Source organism: Salmonella sp. SSDFZ69 (assembly GCF_004010755.1).
GTDB classification, from domain to species: domain Bacteria; phylum Pseudomonadota; class Gammaproteobacteria; order Enterobacterales; family Enterobacteriaceae; genus Salmonella; species Salmonella enterica.
The window spans coordinates 3875962-3897291 of the sequence record NZ_CP034831.1 but is presented as its reverse complement, the minus strand read 5'-3'; the positions used below and the strand labels follow the sequence as shown (position 1 = coordinate 3897291).

Below are 21330 nucleotides of genomic sequence, written 5' to 3'. Positions count from 1 at the left end.
GCCCAGCCAGCAGATCGCACTCGCAATAAAAGTAAAAAAGTGTCCGTAACGTGGCGCAAATGGCTATGACTGGTTAGCATAAATTCATTACGCGGCATGATGCTGCATTGGATAACAATTGAGGAAGAGCTTGTGGATAGAGCCAAACCATTTGTCTGGCGTCTCGTCGCCGCCAGCGTATGCCTGCTGACCTTTTGTCACCTCGCGCGGGCCGACTCACTGGAAGAGCAGCGTAACCGCTATGCGCAGATTAAGCAGGCCTGGGACAACCGCCAGATGGATGTGGTAGAGCAGATGATGCCGGGTCTGAAAGATTATCCGCTCTACCCGTATCTGGAATACCGTAAGATCACCGACGATTTGATGAACCAACCGGCGATTGCTGTCACGCAGTTTGTGCGCGCCAATCCTACGCTTCCGCCTGCGCGTACGCTGCAATCACGCTTCGTCAATGAGCTGGCGCGTCGTGAAGACTGGCGCGGCTTGCTGGCGTTTAGCCCGGAGAAACCCGGCACCACGGAAGCGCAATGTAACTATTACTACGCGAAATGGAGTACCGGGCAAACGGAAGCGGCCTGGCAGGGCGCGAAAGACCTTTGGCTGACCGGCAAAAGTCAGCCGAATGCCTGCGATAAACTGTTCAGCGTCTGGCGGGCCTCCGGCAAGCAAGACCCGCTAGCGTACCTGGAACGTATTCGGCTGGCGATGAAAGCCGGGAATACGGGGTTGGTTACGGTGCTGGCCGGACAGATGCCGGCGGAATATCAAACGATCGCCTCAGCGATCATTACCCTGGCTAATGACCCTAATAACGTGTTGACCTTCGCACGCACCACCGGCGCCACCGATTTTACCCGCCAGATGGCGGAAGTCGCGTTTGCCAGCGTCGCCCGCCAGGACGCGGAAAATGCGCGTCTGATGATCCCCTCGCTGGTACAGGCGCAGAAACTTAATGAGGAACAAACGCAGGCGCTGCGCGATATCGTTGCCTGGCGACTGATGGGCAACGATGTGACCGATGCGCAGGCGAAATGGCGCGATGACGCGATTATGCGCTCGCAATCGACGTCGCTTATCGAGCGGCGCGTGCGTATGGCGCTGGGGATGGGCGATCGTCGCGGTCTCAATACCTGGCTTGCCCGACTGCCAATGGAGGCGAAAGAGAAAGACGAGTGGCGTTACTGGCAGGCGGATTTATTGCTGGAGCGCGGTCGTGACGCCGAAGCGAAAGAGATCCTTCATGCTTTAATGCAGAAGCGCGGTTTTTATCCGATGGTCGCGGCGCAGCGTTTAGGCGAAGAGTACACGCTTAAAATCGATAAAGCGCCCGCCAACGTAAACAGCGCGTTGACGCAGGGGCCGGAGATGGCGCGTGTACGGGAGCTGATGTACTGGAACCTGGATAACACGGCGCGCAGCGAATGGGCGAATCTGGTAAAAAGCCGTAGTAAATCTGAACAGGCGCAGCTGGCGCGCTATGCGTTTAACCAGCACTGGTGGGATCTGAGCGTACAGGCGACGATCGCCGGAAAACTGTGGGATCATCTGGAGGAGCGTTTCCCGCTGGCGTATAACGATCTTTTTACCCGCTATACCCGCGGAAAAGATATCTCACAAAGCTATGCCATGGCGATTGCCCGCCAGGAGAGCGCCTGGAACCCGAAAGTAAAATCGCCGGTAGGGGCCAGCGGCTTAATGCAGATTATGCCGGGAACGGCCACCCATACGGTGAAAATGTTTTCGATTCCGGACTACCGCGGCCCCGGCCAACTGCTGGAGCCGGAGACCAACATCAACATTGGCACCAGCTATTTGCAGTATGTCTATCAGCAGTTTGGTAATAACCGTATTTTCGCCTCGGCGGCGTATAACGCCGGGCCGGGGCGCGTGCGCACCTGGCTTGGCAATAGCGCCGGGCGTATCGATGCCGTAGCGTTTGTCGAAAGCATTCCCTTTTCGGAAACGCGCGGCTACGTGAAAAACGTTCTGGCCTATGACGCTTACTATCGCCACTTTATGGGGCAGAAAGAGGCCTTAATGAGCGACTCTGAGTGGCAGCGACGGTATTAATGCAGACGGGTTATGTTATCATTTGTACTCGTGTAACAGTACAAACGGCGGTATAACATGACCCAGCATTCCCCTTATTCATCGGCTATCGCCGAACAACGTAATCAGGAGTGGCTTCGTTTTGTGGAGTTACTCCGTCAGGCATATGCAGAGGATCTGCATCTGCCTTTATTACAACTGATGCTTACGCCGGACGAGCGTGAAGCGCTGGGAACGCGCGTGCGCATTATTGAGGAGTTGTTGCGTGGCGAAATGAGCCAGCGCGAGTTGAAAACCGAGCTGGGGGCGGGCATCGCCACCATCACGCGCGGGTCAAACAGCCTGAAATCCGCGCCGGTTGAACTGCGTCATTGGCTTGAGCAGATACTGCTGAAAAGCGCCTGATTTGCTCGTAGGCCGGATAAGGCGAAGCGGCCATCCGGCAACATCGCCGCGAAATGCCTGATGGCGCTGTGCTTATCAGGCCTACAACATAGCGCAAATAATTATCGATACACCGCGTTATGAAACGGGCTGAGCGCCAGGATCACCGCCTGGTAGTAAACGCTGGAGCGCGTTAATTTTCCGGCGGTAAATACGCCAATGGCGCCCTCTTTGCGACCAATCTCGTCAATACCGGTATAGTGGGACATCACCGGGCCAAGCGCTTCTCCCTGGCGGACTCTGTCGAGAATGACGGCGGGCAGCGGCAGCGTGGCCGATCGCGCTTCACCGCGCTGAACGCCGTTATCAATCACCACCCAACTGAAGGTGGCGTCATCGTCAATTCCGGCTTCAATGGCTACCCAGAAATCAGCTTGTGGATGCAGGCGTCGCGCATTATCCACGCGATTTCGTGCGCCAGCACGCGTTTCCTCGCTTCCGAAGGGCTGCTCCGGTACGCCGCTCTCGACGGCGACGGGCGTAATATGGCACGATCCTTCGCCGAAAATCTCTTCAAATGCCTGTAGAATTGCCTGAATTTTGGCAGGATTGGTGGTCGCAGAGATAACCTGGTGCATAATTAAGCTCAGTTTTAAAAATTTATCGCAGTATAACGGAAAAAAAACATGTTACAGGTATACCTTGTTCGCCACGGTGAAACGCAGTGGAACGCCGAGCGACGTATTCAGGGCCAATCGGACAGTCCCCTGACAGCAAAAGGCGAGCAGCAGGCCATGCAGGTAGGAGAACGCGCCCGCAGCCTCGGCATCACCCATATCATCAGCAGCGATTTAGGCCGCACAAAACGCACGGCGGAGATTATCGCCCAGGCGTGCGGGTGTGATATCACCTTTGACTCCCGCCTGCGCGAGCTGGATATGGGCGTGCTGGAAAAGCGCCAGATCGATTCGCTGACGGAAGAAGAAGAGGGCTGGCGTCGTCAGCTGGTCAACGGCACGCAGGATGGCCGCATTCCCGGTGGGGAATCGATGCAGGAGTTGAGCGATCGCGTTCATGCCGCGCTGGCGTCCTGTCTGGAGCTACCGCAGGGCAGCCGACCTTTATTGGTCAGTCACGGTATCGCGTTGGGCTGTCTGGTCAGTACTATACTGGGACTACCCGCCTGGGCGGAACGCCGGTTACGTTTGCGCAACTGCTCTATTTCCCGCATCGATTACCAGGAAAGTCAGTGGCTGGCGTCTGGGTGGGTGGTAGAAACCGCAGGGGACGTTTCGCATCTGGACGCCCCTGCATTGGATGAGCTACAGCGTTAACGGCGAATCGGGATCAGAAATTCGCAGCGCAGGTTGATAGGGCGATCGCCGGTTTTGGTATCTTCTGACGGGTAGTATCGCTCTATATCCTGTCCTTTACGACGGGTCAGATTCAGCATTGGCATACAGGTGCCGTAAACGGTCAGGATAAAATCCTGCACGCCGGTTCCTAACCCTTCATAGGTGAACATGACGTATTCACCGCCCTGCAACAGCACAGGATGCGCCGACTGAACATAGCCATCGGCCTGCTCTTGCGGCAGTGCGGTGGTATAGAATACTTCCTGCTCATCGTCTTTCTCCATGCTGGGGCGCGTTTCATTAAGCCCATAAAGCACTGGCGGAATAGTTGGCGAATGACCGAGGAAATCATGCCAGAATTGCACGCGCATTTCGTGGCGGAAGTCGGAAATCTGTTCCAGCGAGCAGGAATAGCTCTGCGTGACGCCAAGGAGCGGCGTATCTTCCAGCGTAACGAACTGATGTTCCGGCACGGTAAACTCGCCCAGCCGTAATGGCGGGCGAATGCCAAAGGCGCTCCATTCCGAGGAGCGACGATACAGCGCTGGCGTCTGGGAAAACTGTTTCTTAAAGGCGCGCGTAAAGGTTTGCTGAGAATCGAAGCGGTACTGAAGAGCAATATCCAGAATTGGACGCGCGGTCAAACGCAGCGCCACTGCTGATTTCGATAAACGACGGGCGCGGATGTAAGCGCCAATGGCGTGGCCCGTCACGTCCTTAAACATTCTCTGCAGGTGCCACTTGGAATAGCCTGCTTTTGCCGCCACATTGTCAAGTGACAGCGGCTGATCCAGATGACCTTCCAGCCAGATTAACAGGTCGCGAATTATGCCAGCCTGATCCATAAAATATCCCCATCCTTTCAACAACGAGCACCCGATATCAGGTAAGAGGATAATAGCATTTTTTGTTCTTTTAGCATTCAGTGTTTTTTTTGAGCTTAAATGCTTTTTTTAGGCAACGTGACAGGTAATTATTCTAATCCTGTGATCTATAACCATTTTATTTTAGAATGTCTAATAATTACGCAACGTAACTTTTATGAATGGTAACAATATGAAATACAAGAGCTTAGTACTTTTCTCAATTTTGTTGCTGCTGGGGCAGAGCGCCCGCGCGGAACAAATTGGTTCAGTCGATACGGTATTTAAAATGTTCGGTCCTGACCATAAAATCGTGGTGGAAGCTTTTGACGATCCTGATGTCAAAAACGTGACGTGCTATGTTAGCCGGGCGAAAACGGGCGGCATAAAAGGCGGATTAGGGCTGGCGGAAGATACGTCTGACGCCGCTATCTCTTGCCAGCAGGTCGGGCCTATTGAACTGAGCGACAAAATTAAGAACGGCAAGGCGCAGGGAGAGGTAGTTTTCAAAAAACGCACCTCATTGATATTTAAGTCATTGCAGGTCGTGCGTTTCTATGATGAGAAACGCAACACGCTGGCGTATCTGGCCTACTCCGACAAAGTAGTCGACGGGTCGCCGAAGAACGCCATCAGCGCGGTGCCGGTCATGCCGTGGCGACAATAACAGGGAAAGAGTATGCAGCAACCGCAGGTCTGGTTAGTCGAGGATGAACAGGGAATCGCCGATACGCTCATCTATACCCTGCAACTGGAAGGGTTTACCGTTGAGCTATTCGCTCGCGGGCTGCCCGCGCTGGAAAAAGCGCGTCAGCAACGGCCGGATGCGGTGATTCTCGATGTGGGACTACCGGATATCAGCGGCTTTGAGCTGTGTCGGCAGTTGCTGGAACGCCATCCTGCGCTGCCGATTCTTTTCCTGACTGCCCGTAGCGATGAAGTGGATCGATTGCTTGGTCTGGAGATCGGCGCAGATGATTATGTCGCCAAGCCGTTCTCGCCGCGCGAAGTGAGCGCCCGCGTGCGCACGCTGTTGCGCCGGGTGAAAAAGTTTGCTGCGCCGTCGCCGGTGGTGCGTACCGGACATTTTGAACTCAATGAACCGGCGGCGCAGATCGCCTGGTTTGGTACGCCGCTCTCGCTGACGCGTTATGAGTTTCTGCTTCTTAAAACCCTGCTGCTGTCGCCGGAGCGCGTGTACTCGCGTCAGCAATTGATGGATATTGTCTGGTCTGATGCCCAGGAGACCTTCGATCGGACGGTCGATACACACATCAAAACCCTGCGCGCTAAGCTACGCGTGATCAACCCGGATCTCTCGCCAATTAACACGCATCGTGGAATGGGATACAGCCTGAGGAGCGTCTGATGCGCATCGGAATGCGTTTGCTACTGGGCTACTTTCTTATTGTCGCCGTCGCCGCCGTGTTTGTGCTGTCTATCTTTGTTCAGGAGATAAAGCCGGGCGTCCGCCGCGCGACGGAAGGGACGCTGATTGACACCGCGACGCTGCTGGCGGCGCTGGCCCGCGACGATCTTCTCTCCGGCAACCCGACTGACGGCCAGTTGGCGAAAGCATTCGCCCAGCTGCAACATCGCCCGTTTCGCGCCAATATCAGCGGGATCGTCAAAGTGCGCAATGAATACCATGTCTACATGACGGATGCGCAGGGGAAGGTATTGTTTGATTCGGAAAACAAAGCGGTGGGGCAGGATTATTCTCGCTGGAATGACGTCTGGCTTACGCTGCGCGGACAGTATGGCGCCCGCAGCACGGCAAAAGATGCTGCCGATCCCAATAGCACGGTGATGTACGTAGCCGCGCCGATAATCAGCGATGGACGGATTATCGGCGTCCTGTCTGTCGGTAAACCGAATGCGGCAATGGCGCCGGTGATTAAGCGCAGCGAACGGCGCATTCTGTGGGCCAGCGCCGTTTTACTGGGGATTGCGCTGGCGATTGGCGCGGGGATGGTCTGGTGGATTAACCGCTCCATCGCCCAGTTGACGCGCTATGCGGATTCCGTCACCGAAAACCGCCCGCTTGCGTTACCTGCATTAGGCAGCAGCGAGCTGCGTAAACTGGCGCAGGCGCTGGAGAGTATGCGCATTAAGCTGGAAGGCAAGAATGAGATTGAGCAGTACGTGTATGCGTTGACTCATGAGCTGAAAAGTCCACTGGCGGCGATACGCGGCGCGGCGGAGATTCTGCGTGAAGGACCGCCCGCGGATGTGGTTACCCGCTTTACAGAGAATATACTGGCGCAAAATACGCGAATGCAGGCGCTGGTAGAAACCCTGCTGCGCCAGGCGCGGCTGGAAAACCGGCAGGATATCCCTCTCGCGCCGGTTGCTGTTGATGAGCTATTTACGCAGCTTAGCGAGGCACGCAGTATTCAGTTGGCGGCAAAAAATATCACCCTTACTCTACGGCCTTCCTCGCTGGTTGTCGTCGCCGACGCGGAGCTTCTGGCGCAGGCGCTGGGCAATGTGTTGGACAATGCCATCGACTTTACGCCTGAAAATGGCGTTATCACATTAAGCGCTCAGCCGATGGGGGAGAAAGCGATCCTGCAGGTGACGGATTCCGGCTGTGGTATTCCTGATTTTGCGCTGCCGCGCATTTTCGACCGATTCTATTCGTTGCCCCGTGAAAACGGACGTAAAAGCAGCGGGCTTGGGCTGGCGTTTGTCAGCGAGGCGGCGCGGCTCCTCAACGGTGAGGTGACGTTGTGCAACCGCCCCGAAGGCGGCGTGCTGGCCTCGTTGACACTTCACCGTCACTTCACATAACTTCAAATTCTCCCCACATCGCGTTCTTACACTGCTGGCATTGCAAAGGAGAACGCTATGTTGAAATCCCCCCTGTTGTGGAAAATGATTACGTTAGGCGGCGCCATGATCCTGCTGTTAATTCCCCTGATGATGGTACGGCACACCATCGTGGAGCGTGCTGATTATCGAAGCCATGTAGAAGCCGCTATTCGTCAGAGTACCAGCGGCCCGCAAAAGGTTGTCGGCCCGCTGGTGGCGGTTCCGGTGACAGAGCTCTATACCGTGCTGGAAGAGGAGAAAGAGGTCCAGTATAAGCGCAGTTATCTCTATTTTTGGCTGCCGGAGTCGCTATTGGTCGAAGGCAATCAAAACGTTGAAGCGCGAAAAATAGGTATTTATCAGGGGCAGGTGTGGCATACCGATATGGCGATAAAGGCGGAGTTTGATGTGGCCCGTCTGCATGAGCTGAACAGACCGAACATTACCCTTGGAAAGCCCTTTATCGTCGTAGGCGTCGGCGATGCGCGCGGTATCAGCGCAGTAAAAGCGCCGCAGGTGAATGGTGAAACGCTCACTGTAGAACCGGGGACCGGCTTACCGGAAAGTAGAGAGGGCATTCATATCCCGCTGCCGGACAGTCAGTGGGCGACGCGCAACCTGACGTTGGATATGTCGCTAAATTTAAGCGGAACCGGCAGCTTTTCACTGGTTCCCGTCGGGCGTAGCAGTGAAATGACCCTGACCAGCAACTGGCCGCACCCAAATTTTGTGGGGGATTTTCTTCCCGGTAAACGCGAAATCAGCGGTTCAGGATTTCAGGCCCAGTGGCAAACCAGCCGGTTTGCCACGAATCTCGGCGAACAATTTGCTGATGCGCAAAAGGTGGATTGGGACAACTTACCGGCGTTTAGCGTCGCTGTATCGACGCCAGCCGATCAGTATCAACTGACGGACAGAGCGACGAAATATGCCATTTTGTTGATTACGCTAACGTTTATGGCTTTCTTTGTCTTCGAAACCCTGACGGGACAGCGGTTACACCCGATGCAGTATCTGCTGGTGGGGTTATCGCTGGTGATGTTCTACCTGCTATTGCTGGCACTGTCGGAACATATCGGTTTCACGCCAGCCTGGATCGCCGCCAGCCTGGTGGGCGCGTTGATGAATAGCGTTTATTTGCAGGCGGTGCTGAAAGGATGGCGCAATAGCGTACTGTTTACGTTAGCGTTATTGGCGCTGGATGGCGTGATGTGGGGATTGCTGCGTTCGGAAGATAGCTCGTTGCTTCTGGGTACCGGCGTTCTGCTACTGGCGCTTGGCGGCGTGATGTTCCTGACGCGCCATCTGGACTGGTATTCGCTCTCTTGTCAGCAACGTAAGTCATTACCGCCAGTACAAGATGACGAATTACGTTTGTGGAAATAAATCTAACGGGCGCGCGCGTTAACGTTTTCCCGCGCAGCGCCAGAAAATGTGATGCCGTTAGTTATAGGTCAGGTTTAATGTTGCCGTGGCATTCGCTTGCCCGGCCGTTACCGTGGCGGCGGTTTTATAGTAGCGCGCGCTAATTTTCAGGGTGGTCGACATATTCATGGTTCCGCCGTTAACCGTCTGGCTGCCATCGGCATTGGTGGTAATCGTGTGAGTAAAGAGATCAATTTTTTGATTGATTGGCAAACTGTCGGTAAAGAAACCGGCGTCCGGCGCCTGAATACCCAACTGTACGCCAACGCCGGTTGCGCTGGTTGGCGCGCTTGCATTGCTCAACTGGATGACTGAATTATCAGGATTGTTTCCGCTGGCCGGTTGGGCGCTTAACGATGCGGAAATAGCGGTGCCTTGTTCGCAGGTCAATAAGATATCCTGCTCGCCTGTGCCCGCGGTTTGACTGTTAGCGAAACTGCCTAAATTGACGCTGCCTAAATCCACGGTGATGGCAGGTGTTTCTACCCGACATCCCATCGCTTTCATAATCAATTGCGTATTCCCCAAATACAGATGGGTCAGGATATCGCCGCCGGAGTCTTCCGTTGCGCTATCGCGAAAAGATACGCGCGCCAGTGGGCTTTGGAATGTCGCGGTACCGGAGGTGATCGGACCGCCTAAGGCGACCAGTTCAACATTGTAGGCGGGAGCCATCGCATGGTGTGTTTTATTGCCATCGCCATTATGGTAGGTATTATCGATTGGCATGACATTATCGTAAGGGCCAGCATTCGTTTGGGTTTTAATCGCAATGCCCACGCCGGAAATCCCGGTGCTAAATACCGGCGTGTTGTTCCCGTCATTCGCATTGATTGTCGCTGATGTATTTGACTGCGCGCTACCGGGTTCATATAAAAAACCGACCTTATAATCGCGACTACAGCCATCCATTGTGACTTCGGAGGTGGAAACCCAGCCCGATTGCCACAACACCTCGCCTGCGGTATAGGCGTGGCTATCCACCACAAGCTGCGACGGCGGGGTGATAGTGATCGCGCCTTCATTTCCGGAACGTTTACAGGAGGCGTAACCATGACCGGAATACGCGAACAGCAGAATAAGCGCCAGATATAACCTTCTCATGAAAAATTCCTGCTTTTATACCAGGTGAAATAGAAAGATGTTATTGCCATGCGATAGTGATCGTCACAACGGACGTGAAATCCCCTGCCGTGACTTTTCCATACGGGGTATACATCCTTGCGGCGACAGGCAAATTGGCTTCATGGGTATTACTGTTGATATCCACCGTGTAAGTGACGTTGTTGGCCAGATTGACCAGACTTTTACCGTCCAGGTTAAAAAGCTGTAATCCTAAATCCTGCGCCGGATTGGCCGCGCTGTTTGCATAAATCGCAGAAGCATAATTTGGATCGGGATAAGGTACGCCGTTAAATGAAATCGCGGCTTTTGTGGTCGTTGCCGGGCAATTCGTCATTTTTATGGTGAAAGGAATGGTGGCGGTATTGCCACCGGCCACGGCGATATCCGCCCGGGCATATTGTCCAAGAGAGAGCGTGTCGGGGACCGTCACGGTACACGGATCGGCATAAATTAATCCCGTAACGTTAATGTCTACGGCATCTGCGGTATTGTATGCCGCGCTGATCGAGGGCGACCATAATGCCAGACCCGTGAACGTTAACAGGGCGGCTAATGCAGCAAATCTGTTCATATTCATCTTTTATCCCACCAGAATTACTGGCATTGCTCGTGTAAGATTTCTACGCCAGAAGCGGAGGGGGAGCTCGGTATACGATAAGAGACCTGACACCGGTCTGCTGCTGTTGGTCCCCACTTCACTAATAACCGCCCTTGTTTTTCCAGTCCGGTTAACCAGGCTTGCCCCGCATCACCAACAAAACTGCTGTGATTGTCTGGTTTTGTTAAAGACGAGACGGTCGCGCCAAAAGGAACAGGCAGATTGTTTATGCGGGTTAATACCATCAATGCCTTGTAACCAATATTGGTTTTATATTCAGCCCTGACCACCGCGCCACGGGTAGGCACCAGCGTTTTACTGGTATCAATGAGCTCAATATTTTTTCTAATGCCCGTCGTATCTAAAGACACTTCATTACGATGGTAAGGCGAAGCATAAGGTACGACGGCATAGCCCCGAAAATCGGTGTCCACGCCCGTTTCGTTATTCACGGGGACACCCGCTGCGCCAGGGGCTTTAACCAATATGATGGTGTCGTCCATTGGCTGGGATAGTGTCAGGCCATTTCGATGTAGTAGTACGCCGCCCTGAACGCCATAATTCAGGCGACGCATATGATTATCGTAGCTATACCCGCCGTTAATATCCGCATACGTCCCGTTATAGGTTGCGCTCACATTACCGCTGGTGGCTTTCTCTTGAGAGGAATAACCTTCCTGAACGCTCCATGAGAGATTTTTCTGTGCCAGCGCTGTTCCGTTTAAACCGACAGTGTGCGTGGTATCGCCGTCTTTCGCGGAGTTCATATTGTAGGTGGCATACGTTGACGGCATAAAGGCATCTAACGGAATACTAATATTGATTGAAATTTGCTGGTCATTACTGTCTTCCGTATCGTCGTCTTCATCCTGAGAATTATCGGCGTTCAGCGTATAAGAATAGTTAATGCCATAGCTTACGTTATGCCATGTGTTGTTATAGCCAATACCTAATGATGTGGTATGAGTGTCATTCCAGTAATCTTCATTATATAAAGTGAGTGAAATGGAACCGTAGACAATGTCTTGCGACAACGACAGGTCGGTGCGATTGCGGACATGATCATAGTGACTATTATCGCTATAGGTATCCAGCACATCCTCAAGAGCGTAGTAATCTTTGGTCGAATAACGGTAGCCAGCGACAGTGAAATTGGTGCCTGTTGACTGAATATCTTTGCTGTAACGAATACGCCAGGATTGTCCGGTAAGCGTATCGCTAACCACATCGCCTGCTTTAATTTTTGACCATGAGTTGGTGACGTCTAAAGACAATGCGCCCAGATCGCCAAGGTTTAAACCTGTCCCGATGAGCGCCGCATGATAAACATCATTGCTCAGCGTACTCTCTATTCCGCCATAGGCGGTTATGCCGCCTGCTAATCCGTATAAGGCCGTCAGTTCAGCGAAGTTCTGTTGCGCGGAATGCGTATCTGATGAACGCGTGCGGCCTACCGTCAGGTCGTATTTCAGGTGGCCTTCACGCTGTAATACCGGAACGCTGGCGTAGGGCACAATGAAATGCTGTTCAGAACCATCGGATTCTTTGATGGTGACGTACAGGTCGCCCGAACCGCCGGTTGGATAAAGATCGTTGATGGCGAATGGACCCGCCGGAACGTTAGTTTTGTAGATGGTATAACCGTTTTGTTCAACGGTTACCTGCGCGCTGCTTTTGGCCACCCCGCGAATGACCGGGGCGAACCCTTTCATACTGTCCGGCAACATATCGTCATCAGAAGAGATCTGTACGCCTTTAAATGAAATACTGTCAAAGACGTCCGCGGGCGTGTTATTTTCCCCGGCGATCAGCTGTCCTTTTAAAAATTCGATATCGCGAGAAACATAGGTGTAGGCAGAATCCCAGCTATTTTGCCCATCGCTATCATGATTCCAGGTTGAGTAGTTACGAAAACGCCATGCGCCAATGTTAATACCAGGGCGCAGGTTAGCGTATTCGCTATTTTCCGTCCGGTTTTCATCAATATCGTGATCCTGCGATCCGGTAAAACTGTAGTTCAGCAAAAAAGCATTAATGCCTTCATCCCATTCGCTGGTAGGGACGAATTCTCGCGGGTCGGCGATCAACGCGATTTGAGGGATCGCTAAATCCAGCCGGTTACCGATGACATTAAACTTTGCTACAGCGCCAGCCAGCAGACTAAGATCGGTACACCCGTTTGGGTCATTTTTAAGCTCGGGGAAGTTTTCTGTTTTTACGCCCCACTGCTTGAGTTGTTCAACGCTAAGACACGGCTGTAGGGAGAGCTTATTATCTGCTGATTTTTTATTTTTAAAGGCAATATTTTTTGTTTCAACACTGGTGTTATTAATATAAATATCAACGTTATAGGTGCCTTCTGCCTGCCCCCCCTTTTCGAAAACCGATAGATCGACATTCTCCACGCCCGGTTCATCATTTTCCAACGATAATGGATTAAAATGATCATGCGCTAACGCTGGTTTTATGGAACAGCATATAAAGAGAAACGATAACGCTAATTGAGAACGGGGCTCTACTCTGGAGAATTGCACAGTAAAAGTCCTGAAAGGGTAAAAGTAAAGTGAAGTCGTTAATGGCTAGAATGAACCGGAATGCGGCTCTAAACTCATCCCATAATCGCTGATTAATCGCCACGTTACCGTGCCATGAGGGGCGGCAGTAGAACTCAATTTAAATGACGCTGATGATTTTGGCGGAACGAAGGTCGCTGATTTCACTTCATGGCTGTTAAGCGTCACACTGGCAAAGTTCATATAATAGGGAGTGGGGTTATTTACGGTAATAACATCACCTGCCGTCTGCCATTTTAATTGTTGGCTCTGGCTATCAGGCGTCGATTTTTTTAATGCTGGCGGTCGATATATAAGCTTTATTTGGGTATTAATGGAGATTTCCACGCGGTTCGCGGAGGCATTATCATCAATAGAAGGAATACCCTTAATATTGAGCCAGTACATAGACTCCCGATCTGCAGGTAGGGGGGCGCCAGAGCGAATAACCCGAATACTGTTCTTTTGCCCGGCATCAAGGCGAAAAAGAGGCGGGGTGATAATAAACGCCTGCTTATTTGTGACCTGGGGATCGGCAACCGATAACCATGACTGAACAAGATTCGCTTTGCTGTCTTTATTCTCTACATTGATTGACGACTCATCATTATTGCCGTCGAAAACCAGTCGGGTTCCGCCAACAACAATGCTGGCATGGGCAACATGGCTTGTCAGTAATACGACCAACACGGATTTCTTTATGTGTTTCATTTTTTACTCTGTAAAGATGTTTTACGCTATGGACTGGCATCCTGCCTGTCCACATCAGGATGAGAATGCCTTACTGATACGAAACGGTATACGTAACCTGAGTGCTAACATCTCCACCGGTTACGGTTGCGGAACCATCGTTTGCCATGGCGGCGTAATAGGTAAAGTCTGCTTTCGAGCCGTCGGTTGGCAGGTTTACTGCGGCATCATCCGTGTTATCTGTCACATCGCTATGTGAGGCGTTCTGAATAGAAATACCGACACCCGCTGCGCCCGTTTCCGATCCTTCGTCCGCGTTTTTGAAGTACGTTGGGTTGGAATCATCTGTTGCGCCGTGGAAGCGGAACATGGCCTGGGTCGGTACGCCAGTCCCTGCTTCCGGGCAGCTAACCAGGCTTACGATAAACGGCACGTAATCGGTTGTGGCGCCTTTTTCCGCGATGCGTTCTTTGCTGTAATTACCCAAATCAATGGTGGTATCCGTGGAGCCATTAACCTGAACCGTACACGCCTGATCGTAAATTTTGCCATTGAACGTAATCGTGTTCTGGGCAAATACCGGTGTGGATGCTACGGCAGTTAACATTGCCAGGATGATAATTTTCTTATTAAACATATTAATTGTTGCCTGATTCTATTCGCTGAAAAATAAAGATAGCTATATAAAATAAAATATTATATTTTACTCTGTATGCGCTTCTTTCTGTTCTGTAGATAAGCAGGCGGCTATTCTACGTATATCAACTATGAACTCAATAAAAATTCTGATGTAATATTGAACGGCAGTCCAGTTTCGGACTCGGTAACAAAGTTTAATAAAATACCACTAAAGAAGTATGGTTGATGACTGGGTTTATAGAGCAAGATCTCTTTTTTGATAATAGTTATTATTTCCTGGAGGATTTATTTAACTCTATATTGCTTTCTTTTTAAGAATATACGACGCTTGTCCGTTTAAAATGAAACCGGCAGGTTTCGAAGCTCTAACAGTCTTCCATGCAGTATTTTTATATAGTCCCCCGCTTTTAGTTCTGAAAGTACCTGCATGATACGGCTGCGTGAAAGCCCGGTTCTCTGCTGTATGAAGTTCTGTGCGTTGATCTCAAATCGTGAGCTTTCAGGATACGACCACAGTTCAAGTAACAGCGCTTTTATCTGGCTATAGGCGTCCTGCCCGATAAGGTTTCTGTCACGGTTAGTCATGAAAGCAATGCGGTACATCAGGATGTTCGAAATGTCACGCCAGAGATGCTTTTCATCAGCTATTTCCACAAAATCTTTTACTGGGACAGGATAATATTCACAGGTGGTTTCGGCGATAAAAAAGACGTCTGAATTCTCTTCTAACTGGTATAAGTCAGCATAGGCATCTACAAGGCCTAAAATCATTGGTGAGACACCGCAGCCCATTACAATGCTGTCGATACGCCGACATACTTTAATAGCGCCTTTAGTGATTAACAGGATGTGGGATTGATTATCAATCTTGATATCCAGTGTTTTACCGGCCGTAATAGTGACAGGGGAGATGTTTTGAATAACGTGCCGATGAATATTTAAAATGGCTTGCAGGTTTTTTTCTTTCCCTGTGGGACGATACACATTCCCGCCGTTTAACTGCTTCATATCTTCCCCATTATTATGGCTGATAAAGTGGTTGACTATTAAAAGGTAAAGATAAATTTAATATTCACTTGAAATTATAATTAAGTAAATAAAAATAGCCAACAAGAATATTTAAGTCAATGTATTCACCTTATCAATGCATGAGCGACAACGCTGTTTGTAAGGTTAACCATAGTAAATGTGATGATTTTATTTGCAATCATTTTATGACAGCTATCATAGGTACCGTGCTTAACGAGCGCGTAGAGCGTACAGGATAGCGAAGCGATGAACATCGCTATTGGAGGATACGAATGAGAGAAAAGTACAAAATGCAGGCGGGCGGCGTTTTACTGAGCGAAATCGCCGCCTGCCGGAACTCCTCCCGGCGGGAGCCATAAGCGGTTAGCGGTACTGGACGATCAGACTTTGAATCTCCGGATGATCTTTTAACGACACGTGCCGTACCGTGGCGATTCCATTCATCAACGAAATAGCGTTTCCAGACGGTGTGGCGACTGTCTGCAAATGGGGGATATTATTCCGCAAACATGATACCTCGATATTGCGATCGTGAGGCGCAAGATTACAACCATATTCGACAATCTGGCCTTTGAAATGAATAACGCCTGCGGAGACCGGCGCGGTAGCAGCCAGCGCGGCTGATGAAGCTGACATCGCTGCACAAAACAGGTAGCAGCATAATGGTGATTTTTTCATCCTTTGAAACCTCACGTCCTGTGAGCATCCCCTTATTTTTTGGGGACCAACAAATCCCGTGTATTACTCTTTAATGTAAATACACAAACTACCTTAACTTTCGCAAGCTGAGATAAACAGCGCTATACGACAATTTTTATGTAAAAGAGTACGTCATAACGGCAGGTCAGGAGGGAAAGCGAGGCCGCTTAGCGGAAGGGGGGCATAAGAAACAGCCAGTAAGAATAACTTACCGGCTGTTTTTACGGTTCGGCGCCTGGGCCGAATTAATCCTGCAGGTCGCCGCAGAAGCGATAACCTTCGCCGTGAATGGTGGCGATGATTTCCGGCGTATCCGGCGTGGATTCGAAATGCTTACGAATACGACGAATGGTAACGTCAACAGTACGGTCATGCGGCTTCAGCTCGCGGCCGGTCATTTTCTTCAACAGCTCTGCGCGCGACTGAATTTTGCCAGGGTTTTCGCAGAAGTGCAGCATCGCGCGGAACTCGCTGCGCGGTAGTTTATACTGCTCGCCGTCCGGGCCGATCAGTGAACGACTGTTGATATCCAGTTCCCAACCGTTGAACTTGTAGCTTTCAACGCTACGACGCTCTTCGCTGACGGTACCCAGGTTCATGGTACGGGACAGCAGGTTGCGGGCACGGATGGTCAATTCGCGTGGGTTAAACGGTTTGGTGATGTAATCATCCGCGCCGATTTCGAGGCCGAGAATTTTGTCGACTTCGTTATCGCGGCCCGTCAGGAACATCAGCGCAACGTTAGCCTGTTCACGCAGTTCACGCGCTAACAGGAGACCGTTTTTCCCTGGCAGATTGATATCCATGATCACCAGGTTGATGTCATATTCAGAGAGGATCTGATGCATTTCCGCGCCATCTGTCGCTTCGAATACATCATAGCCTTCCGCTTCGAAAATACTTTTCAACGTGTTGCGTGTTACCAACTCGTCTTCAACGATAAGAATGTGCGGGGTCTGCATGTTTGCTACCTAAATTGCCAACTAAATCGAAACAGGAAGTACAAAAGTCCCTGACCTGCCTGATGCATGTCGCAAATTAACATGATCGGCGTAACATGACTAAAGTACGTAATTGCGTTCTTGATGCACTTTCCATCAACGTCAACAACATCATTAGCTTGGTCGTGGGTACTTTCCCTCTGGACCCGACAGTGTCAAAAACGGCTGTCATCCTAACCATTTTAACAGCAACATAACAGGCTAAGACGTACCGGACACCTAATAAAACTACGCTTCGTTGACATATATCAAGTTCAATTGTAGCACGTTAACAGTTTGATGAAATCATCGTAGCTAAATGCTAGCTTTCATCACAAATTTGCAATATTCCAACTAGTTACGTAAGCCAACTAATAAATGTGATGAATCCAAAGAACAGGATCTATTTTAAATTAAATTATCCTAAATAAACAGCAGGATAACGATGTTCTGTTAACATAAACAGCAATAGTACAGATACGCAATAGTGTAGCGTCTTTTACGAAATCAAAAATGCTTTTTCAGTGATATCCGTTAAAATTTTGTAAATTTGCGAAGCGTAATATGCTTACAAACGCCAGCTAATTTCCTGTAAATTAGTCAAAAAGAGTAATGAAATGCGTGTAACAATCGTTCTTGTCGCTCCCGCCAGAGCGGAAAATATCGGCGCAGCCGCCCGGGCTATGAAGACCATGGGATTTACTGACCTGCGTATTGTCGACAGCCAGGCGCACCTGGAGCCCACCACCCGTTGGGTCGCACATGGATCTGGAGATATTATTGATAATATTGAGGTTTTCCACACCCTTGCCGACGCACTCCACGATGTGGATTTTACCGTAGCGACGACAGCCCGCAGCCGGGCAAAATTTCATTACTACGCTTCGCCCGCTGAACTGGTTCCCTTATTACAGGAAAAATCACGCTGGATGCGTCATGCCGCGCTGGTTTTTGGCCGTGAGGATTCCGGTCTGACCAATGACGAGCTGGCGCTGGCGGATGTATTGACCGGCGTGCCGATGGCGGCGGATTACCCTTCGCTCAATCTGGGACAGGCAGTCATGGTGTATTGCTATCAATTAGCAGGTTTAATGCAACAGACCACAGAATCCGTTGATATTGCTGATGAATCGCAGTTACAGGCGTTACGCACGCGTCTTTTACGCCTGCTAACGACTCTGGAGGCGGCCGATGACCACAAATTAACCGACTGGCTACAACAGCGAATCGGCCTGCTGGGACAGCGAGATACGGTAATGTTGCACCGTTTGGTCCATGATATTGAAAAAAAACTAACAAAATAACGTGCTGTAATTTTTAAAATAATAAGAGATTACGTCTGGTTGCAAGAGATCATAACAGGGGGAATTGGTTGAAAATAAATATATCGCCAGCAGCACATGAACAAGTTTCGGAATGTGATCAATTTAAAAATTTATTGACTTAGGCGGGCAGATACTTTAACCAATATAGGAATACAAGACAGACAAATAAAAATGACAGAGTACACAACATCCATGAACCGCATCAGCACCACCACCATTACCACCATCACCATTACCACAGGTAACGGTGCGGGCTGACGCGTACAGGAAACACAGAAAAAAGCCCGCACCTGAACAGTGCGGGCTTTTTTTTCGACCAGAGATCACGAGGTAACAACCATGCGAGTGTTGAAGTTCGGCGGTACATCAGTGGCAAATGCAGAACGTTTTCTGCGTGTTGCCGATATTCTGGAAAGCAATGCCAGGCAAGGGCAGGTAGCGACCGTACTTTCCGCCCCCGCGAAAATTACCAACCATCTGGTGGCGATGATTGAAAAAACTATCGGCGGTCAGGATGCTTTGCCGAATATCAGCGATGCCGAACGTATTTTTTCTGACCTGCTCGCAGGACTTGCCAGCGCGCAGCCGGGATTCCCGCTTGCACGGTTGAAAATGGTTGTCGAACAAGAATTCGCTCAGATCAAACATGTTTTGCATGGTATCAGCCTGCTGGGTCAGTGCCCGGATAGCATCAACGCCGCGCTGATTTGCCGTGGCGAAAAAATGTCGATCGCGATTATGGCGGGACTTCTGGAGGCGCGTGGGCATCGCGTCACGGTGATCGATCCGGTAGAAAAATTGCTGGCGGTGGGCCATTACCTTGAATCTACCGTCGATATCGCGGAATCGACTCGCCGTATCGCCGCCAGCCAGATCCCGGCCGATCACATGATCCTGATGGCGGGCTTTACCGCCGGTAATGAAAAGGGTGAACTGGTGGTGCTGGGCCGTAATGGTTCCGACTATTCCGCCGCCGTGCTGGCCGCCTGTTTACGCGCTGACTGCTGTGAAATCTGGACTGACGTCGATGGCGTGTATACCTGTGACCCGCGCCAGGTGCCGGACGCCAGGCTGCTGAAATCGATGTCCTACCAGGAAGCGATGGAACTCTCTTACTTCGGCGCCAAAGTTCTTCACCCTCGCACCATTACGCCCATCGCCCAGTTCCAGATCCCCTGTCTGATTAAAAATACCGGTAATCCGCAGGCGCCAGGAACGCTGATCGGCGCGTCCAGCGACGATGATAATCTGCCGGTCAAAGGGATCTCTAACCTTAACAATATGGCGATGTTTAGCGTCTCCGGCCCTGGAATGAAAGGGATGATTGGGATGGCGGCGCGTGTTTTCGCCGCCATGTCTCGCGCCGGGATCTCGGTGGTGCTCATTACCCAGTCCTCCTCTGAGTACAGCATCAGCTTCTGTGTGCCGCAGAGTGACTGCGCGCGTGCCCGCCGTGCGATGCAGGATGAGTTCTATCTGGAGCTGAAAGAGGGGCTGCTGGAGCCGCTGGCGGTTACGGAGCGGTTGGCGATTATCTCTGTTGTCGGCGACGGTATGCGCACGCTACGCGGCATTTCAGCGAAATTCTTCGCCGCGCTGGCGCGGGCTAATATCAATATCGTGGCGATCGCTCAGGGATCTTCTGAGCGTTCCATTTCTGTGGTGGTGAATAACGACGATGCCACCACCGGCGTGCGGGTAACGCACCAGATGCTGTTCAATACCGATCAGGTGATTGAAGTGTTTGTCATTGGCGTCGGCGGCGTCGGCGGCGCGCTACTGGAACAGCTTAAACGTCAGCAAACCTGGCTGAAGAACAAACACATCGATCTACGCGTGTGCGGCGTGGCGAACTCAAAGGCGTTGCTAACCAATGTGCATGGCCTGAATCTGGACAACTGGCAGGCGGAACTGGCGCAAGCGAACGCGCCGTTCAATCTGGGACGCTTAATTCGCCTGGTGAAAGAATATCATCTACTCAATCCGGTGATTGTTGATTGCACCTCCAGTCAGGCGGTGGCCGACCAGTATGCTGACTTCCTGCGTGAAGGATTCCATGTGGTGACGCCAAACAAGAAAGCGAACACCTCGTCGATGGACTACTACCATCAGCTACGTTTCGCCGCCGCGCAATCACGGCGCAAATTCTTGTATGACACCAACGTCGGCGCCGGTTTGCCGGTAATCGAAAACCTGCAAAACCTGCTGAATGCGGGTGATGAACTGCAAAAATTTTCCGGCATTCTTTCCGGGTCGCTCTCTTTTATTTTCGGTAAACTAGAAGAGGGGATGAGTCTCTCACAGGCGACCGCGCTGGCGCGCGAGATGGGCTATACCGAACCCGATCCGCGCGACGATCTTTCCGGTATGGATGTGGCGCGGAAACTGTTGATCCTTGCCCGCGAGACGGGTCGCGAGCTGGAGCTTTCCGATATCGTGATTGAACCGGTGTTGCCGGACGAGTTTGACGCCTCCGGCGATGTGACCGCCTTTATGGCACATCTGCCGCAGCTTGACGACGCGTTTGCCGCCCGTGTGGCGAAAGCTCGTGATGAAGGTAAGGTATTGCGCTATGTGGGCAATATCGAAGAGGATGGCGTGTGCCGCGTGAAGATTGCCGAAGTTGATGGTAACGATCCGCTCTTCAAAGTGAAAAACGGTGAAAACGCGCTGGCGTTCTACAGCCACTATTATCAGCCCTTGCCGTTGGTGCTGCGCGGCTACGGCGCAGGCAATGATGTGACGGCGGCGGGCGTGTTTGCCGATCTGTTACGGACCCTCTCATGGAAGTTAGGAGTTTAAC

General features: G+C 51.3%; 21 protein-coding genes and 1 other annotated feature. Of the genes, 11 read left to right on the top strand and 10 right to left on the bottom strand.

The window, feature by feature from the left end:
* The first annotated feature begins 132 nt into the window (after positions 1-132).
* Both sltY and trpR read left to right on the top strand, forming a co-directional pair.
* The gene (sltY, locus tag EOS98_RS19335; protein ID WP_000373272.1) at positions 133-2070 is read left to right on the top strand and encodes a murein transglycosylase; all 1938 of its coding nucleotides are present in this window, start codon (positions 133-135) and stop codon (positions 2068-2070) included.
* Positions 2071-2127: 57 nt separating this feature from the next.
* The gene (trpR, locus tag EOS98_RS19330) at positions 2128-2454 is read left to right on the top strand and encodes a trp operon repressor (RefSeq protein ID WP_000192005.1); all 327 of its coding nucleotides are present in this window, start codon (positions 2128-2130) and stop codon (positions 2452-2454) included.
* A 101-nt stretch (positions 2455-2555) separates the two neighbouring features.
* On the opposite strand, the gene yjjX is transcribed toward trpR, so the two are convergent.
* Positions 2556-3071: an inosine/xanthosine triphosphatase gene (yjjX, locus tag EOS98_RS19320; RefSeq protein WP_000554310.1), complete on the bottom strand. Its 516-nt coding sequence runs from the start codon at positions 3069-3071 to the stop codon at positions 2556-2558.
* Between the two features lie 48 nt (positions 3072-3119).
* Here yjjX and gpmB point away from each other — a divergent pair, with 48 nt between their 5' ends.
* A complete protein-coding gene (gene gpmB, locus EOS98_RS19315; protein ID WP_000942363.1) occupies positions 3120-3767 on the top strand; it encodes a 2,3-diphosphoglycerate-dependent phosphoglycerate mutase GpmB in 648 nt (215 codons plus the stop codon).
* Here the strand turns inward: gpmB and robA are convergent.
* Positions 3764-4633: an MDR efflux pump AcrAB transcriptional activator RobA gene (gene robA, locus EOS98_RS19310; RefSeq protein ID WP_000371685.1), complete on the bottom strand. Its 870-nt coding sequence runs from the start codon at positions 4631-4633 to the stop codon at positions 3764-3766. The two genes, gpmB and robA, sit on opposite strands and share 4 nt — an antisense overlap.
* Positions 4634-4844: 211 nt before the next feature.
* On the opposite strand from robA, the gene creA reads away from it, so the two are divergent.
* Genes creA through creD form a run of 4 tightly spaced genes read left to right on the top strand, consistent with a single transcriptional unit; the run spans position 4845 to position 8851 of the window.
* On the top strand, positions 4845-5318 hold the full coding sequence (gene creA / locus EOS98_RS19305; RefSeq protein WP_000875811.1) for a protein CreA: 474 nt from the start codon (positions 4845-4847) through the stop codon (positions 5316-5318).
* A gap of 12 nt (positions 5319-5330) precedes the next feature.
* On the top strand, positions 5331-6020 hold the full coding sequence (creB, locus tag EOS98_RS19300) for a two-component system response regulator CreB (protein ID WP_061383312.1): 690 nt from the start codon (positions 5331-5333) through the stop codon (positions 6018-6020).
* Positions 6020-7444 carry a two-component system sensor histidine kinase CreC gene (gene creC, locus EOS98_RS19295; protein ID WP_126524309.1) on the top strand — a complete coding sequence of 475 codons (1425 nt, stop codon included), beginning with the start codon at positions 6020-6022 and terminating at the stop codon, positions 7442-7444. The genes creB and creC overlap by 1 nt, the downstream gene beginning before the upstream one ends.
* A gap of 57 nt (positions 7445-7501) precedes the next feature.
* Positions 7502-8851, top strand: a complete 1350-nt coding sequence (creD, locus tag EOS98_RS19290) for a cell envelope integrity protein CreD (protein ID WP_017441770.1) — start codon at positions 7502-7504, stop codon at positions 8849-8851.
* A 57-nt stretch (positions 8852-8908) separates the two neighbouring features.
* Here the strand turns inward: creD and sthE are convergent, their stop codons facing one another.
* The 8 genes from sthE to arcA all read right to left on the bottom strand — a co-directional run bounded on the left by sthE (position 8909) and on the right by arcA (position 17184).
* Positions 8909-9994, bottom strand: a complete 1086-nt coding sequence (gene sthE, locus EOS98_RS19285) for a fimbrial major subunit SthE (RefSeq protein ID WP_001253761.1) — start codon at positions 9992-9994, stop codon at positions 8909-8911.
* A gap of 40 nt (positions 9995-10034) precedes the next feature.
* The gene (locus tag EOS98_RS19280) at positions 10035-10592 is read right to left on the bottom strand and encodes a fimbrial protein (protein ID WP_001056984.1); all 558 of its coding nucleotides are present in this window, start codon (positions 10590-10592) and stop codon (positions 10035-10037) included.
* A 17-nt stretch (positions 10593-10609) separates the two neighbouring features.
* Complete coding sequence (locus tag EOS98_RS19275) at positions 10610-13147, bottom strand: fimbrial outer membrane usher protein (RefSeq protein WP_061380428.1); 2538 nt, start codon at positions 13145-13147, stop codon at positions 10610-10612.
* Between the two features lie 45 nt (positions 13148-13192).
* On the bottom strand, positions 13193-13876 hold the full coding sequence (sthA, locus tag EOS98_RS19270) for a fimbrial biogenesis chaperone SthA (protein WP_126524308.1): 684 nt from the start codon (positions 13874-13876) through the stop codon (positions 13193-13195).
* A gap of 70 nt (positions 13877-13946) precedes the next feature.
* Positions 13947-14492, bottom strand: coding sequence for a fimbrial protein (locus EOS98_RS19265; RefSeq protein ID WP_001628055.1), 546 nt, complete (start codon positions 14490-14492; stop codon positions 13947-13949).
* 338 nt (positions 14493-14830) lie between these two features.
* Entirely contained in the window at positions 14831-15502 is a 672-nt protein-coding gene (locus EOS98_RS19260) for a winged helix-turn-helix transcriptional regulator (RefSeq protein ID WP_000811635.1), read from the bottom strand.
* 384 nt (positions 15503-15886) lie between these two features.
* Entirely contained in the window at positions 15887-16201 is a 315-nt protein-coding gene (locus tag EOS98_RS19255; RefSeq protein WP_000749515.1) for a hypothetical protein, read from the bottom strand.
* Positions 16202-16467: 266 nt separating this feature from the next.
* The gene (gene arcA / locus EOS98_RS19250) at positions 16468-17184 is read right to left on the bottom strand and encodes a two-component system response regulator ArcA (protein ID WP_001194359.1); all 717 of its coding nucleotides are present in this window, start codon (positions 17182-17184) and stop codon (positions 16468-16470) included.
* A gap of 95 nt (positions 17185-17279) precedes the next feature.
* On the opposite strand from arcA, the gene yjjY reads away from it, so the two are divergent.
* From yjjY to thrA, 4 genes are all read left to right on the top strand, one after another.
* Positions 17280-17420: a protein YjjY gene (gene yjjY, locus EOS98_RS19245; RefSeq protein ID WP_001541509.1), complete on the top strand. Its 141-nt coding sequence runs from the start codon at positions 17280-17282 to the stop codon at positions 17418-17420.
* A 399-nt stretch (positions 17421-17819) separates the two neighbouring features.
* Positions 17820-18506, top strand: coding sequence for a tRNA/rRNA methyltransferase (locus EOS98_RS19240; protein ID WP_126524307.1), 687 nt, complete (start codon positions 17820-17822; stop codon positions 18504-18506).
* A 213-nt stretch (positions 18507-18719) separates the two neighbouring features.
* Positions 18720-18785: a thr operon leader peptide gene (thrL, locus tag EOS98_RS19235; protein WP_001575544.1), complete on the top strand. Its 66-nt coding sequence runs from the start codon at positions 18720-18722 to the stop codon at positions 18783-18785.
* Positions 18721-18841, top strand: a sequence feature (Thr leader region). (Overlaps the previous gene by 65 nt.)
* Positions 18842-18866: 25 nt before the next feature.
* On the top strand, positions 18867-21329 hold the full coding sequence (gene thrA, locus EOS98_RS19230; protein ID WP_001264677.1) for a bifunctional aspartate kinase/homoserine dehydrogenase I: 2463 nt from the start codon (positions 18867-18869) through the stop codon (positions 21327-21329).
* Position 21330 lies beyond the last annotated feature (1 nt).

What these genes read in the sequence shown, in the direction of transcription:
- trpR (WP_000192005.1), top strand. Translation starts at nt 2,128, where the DNA reads ATGACCCAGCATTCCCCTTATTCATCGGCTATCGCCGAACAACGTAAT.
- yjjX (WP_000554310.1), bottom strand. Translation starts at nt 3,071, where the DNA reads ATGCACCAGGTTATCTCTGCGACCACCAATCCTGCCAAAATTCAGGCA.
- gpmB (WP_000942363.1), top strand. Translation starts at nt 3,120, where the DNA reads ATGTTACAGGTATACCTTGTTCGCCACGGTGAAACGCAGTGGAACGCC.
- robA (WP_000371685.1), bottom strand. Translation starts at nt 4,633, where the DNA reads ATGGATCAGGCTGGCATAATTCGCGACCTGTTAATCTGGCTGGAAGGT.
- creA (WP_000875811.1), top strand. Translation starts at nt 4,845, where the DNA reads ATGAAATACAAGAGCTTAGTACTTTTCTCAATTTTGTTGCTGCTGGGG.
- creB (WP_061383312.1), top strand. Translation starts at nt 5,331, where the DNA reads ATGCAGCAACCGCAGGTCTGGTTAGTCGAGGATGAACAGGGAATCGCC.
- creC (WP_126524309.1), top strand. Translation starts at nt 6,020, where the DNA reads ATGCGCATCGGAATGCGTTTGCTACTGGGCTACTTTCTTATTGTCGCC.
- creD (WP_017441770.1), top strand. Translation starts at nt 7,502, where the DNA reads ATGTTGAAATCCCCCCTGTTGTGGAAAATGATTACGTTAGGCGGCGCC.
- sthE (WP_001253761.1), bottom strand. Translation starts at nt 9,994, where the DNA reads ATGAGAAGGTTATATCTGGCGCTTATTCTGCTGTTCGCGTATTCCGGT.
- EOS98_RS19280 (WP_001056984.1), bottom strand. Translation starts at nt 10,592, where the DNA reads ATGAATATGAACAGATTTGCTGCATTAGCCGCCCTGTTAACGTTCACG.
- sthA (WP_126524308.1), bottom strand. Translation starts at nt 13,876, where the DNA reads ATGAAACACATAAAGAAATCCGTGTTGGTCGTATTACTGACAAGCCAT.
- EOS98_RS19265 (WP_001628055.1), bottom strand. Translation starts at nt 14,492, where the DNA reads ATGTTTAATAAGAAAATTATCATCCTGGCAATGTTAACTGCCGTAGCA.
- EOS98_RS19260 (WP_000811635.1), bottom strand. Translation starts at nt 15,502, where the DNA reads ATGAAGCAGTTAAACGGCGGGAATGTGTATCGTCCCACAGGGAAAGAA.
- EOS98_RS19255 (WP_000749515.1), bottom strand. Translation starts at nt 16,201, where the DNA reads ATGAAAAAATCACCATTATGCTGCTACCTGTTTTGTGCAGCGATGTCA.
- arcA (WP_001194359.1), bottom strand. Translation starts at nt 17,184, where the DNA reads ATGCAGACCCCGCACATTCTTATCGTTGAAGACGAGTTGGTAACACGC.
- yjjY (WP_001541509.1), top strand. Translation starts at nt 17,280, where the DNA reads ATGACTAAAGTACGTAATTGCGTTCTTGATGCACTTTCCATCAACGTC.
- EOS98_RS19240 (WP_126524307.1), top strand. Translation starts at nt 17,820, where the DNA reads ATGCGTGTAACAATCGTTCTTGTCGCTCCCGCCAGAGCGGAAAATATC.
- thrA (WP_001264677.1), top strand. Translation starts at nt 18,867, where the DNA reads ATGCGAGTGTTGAAGTTCGGCGGTACATCAGTGGCAAATGCAGAACGT.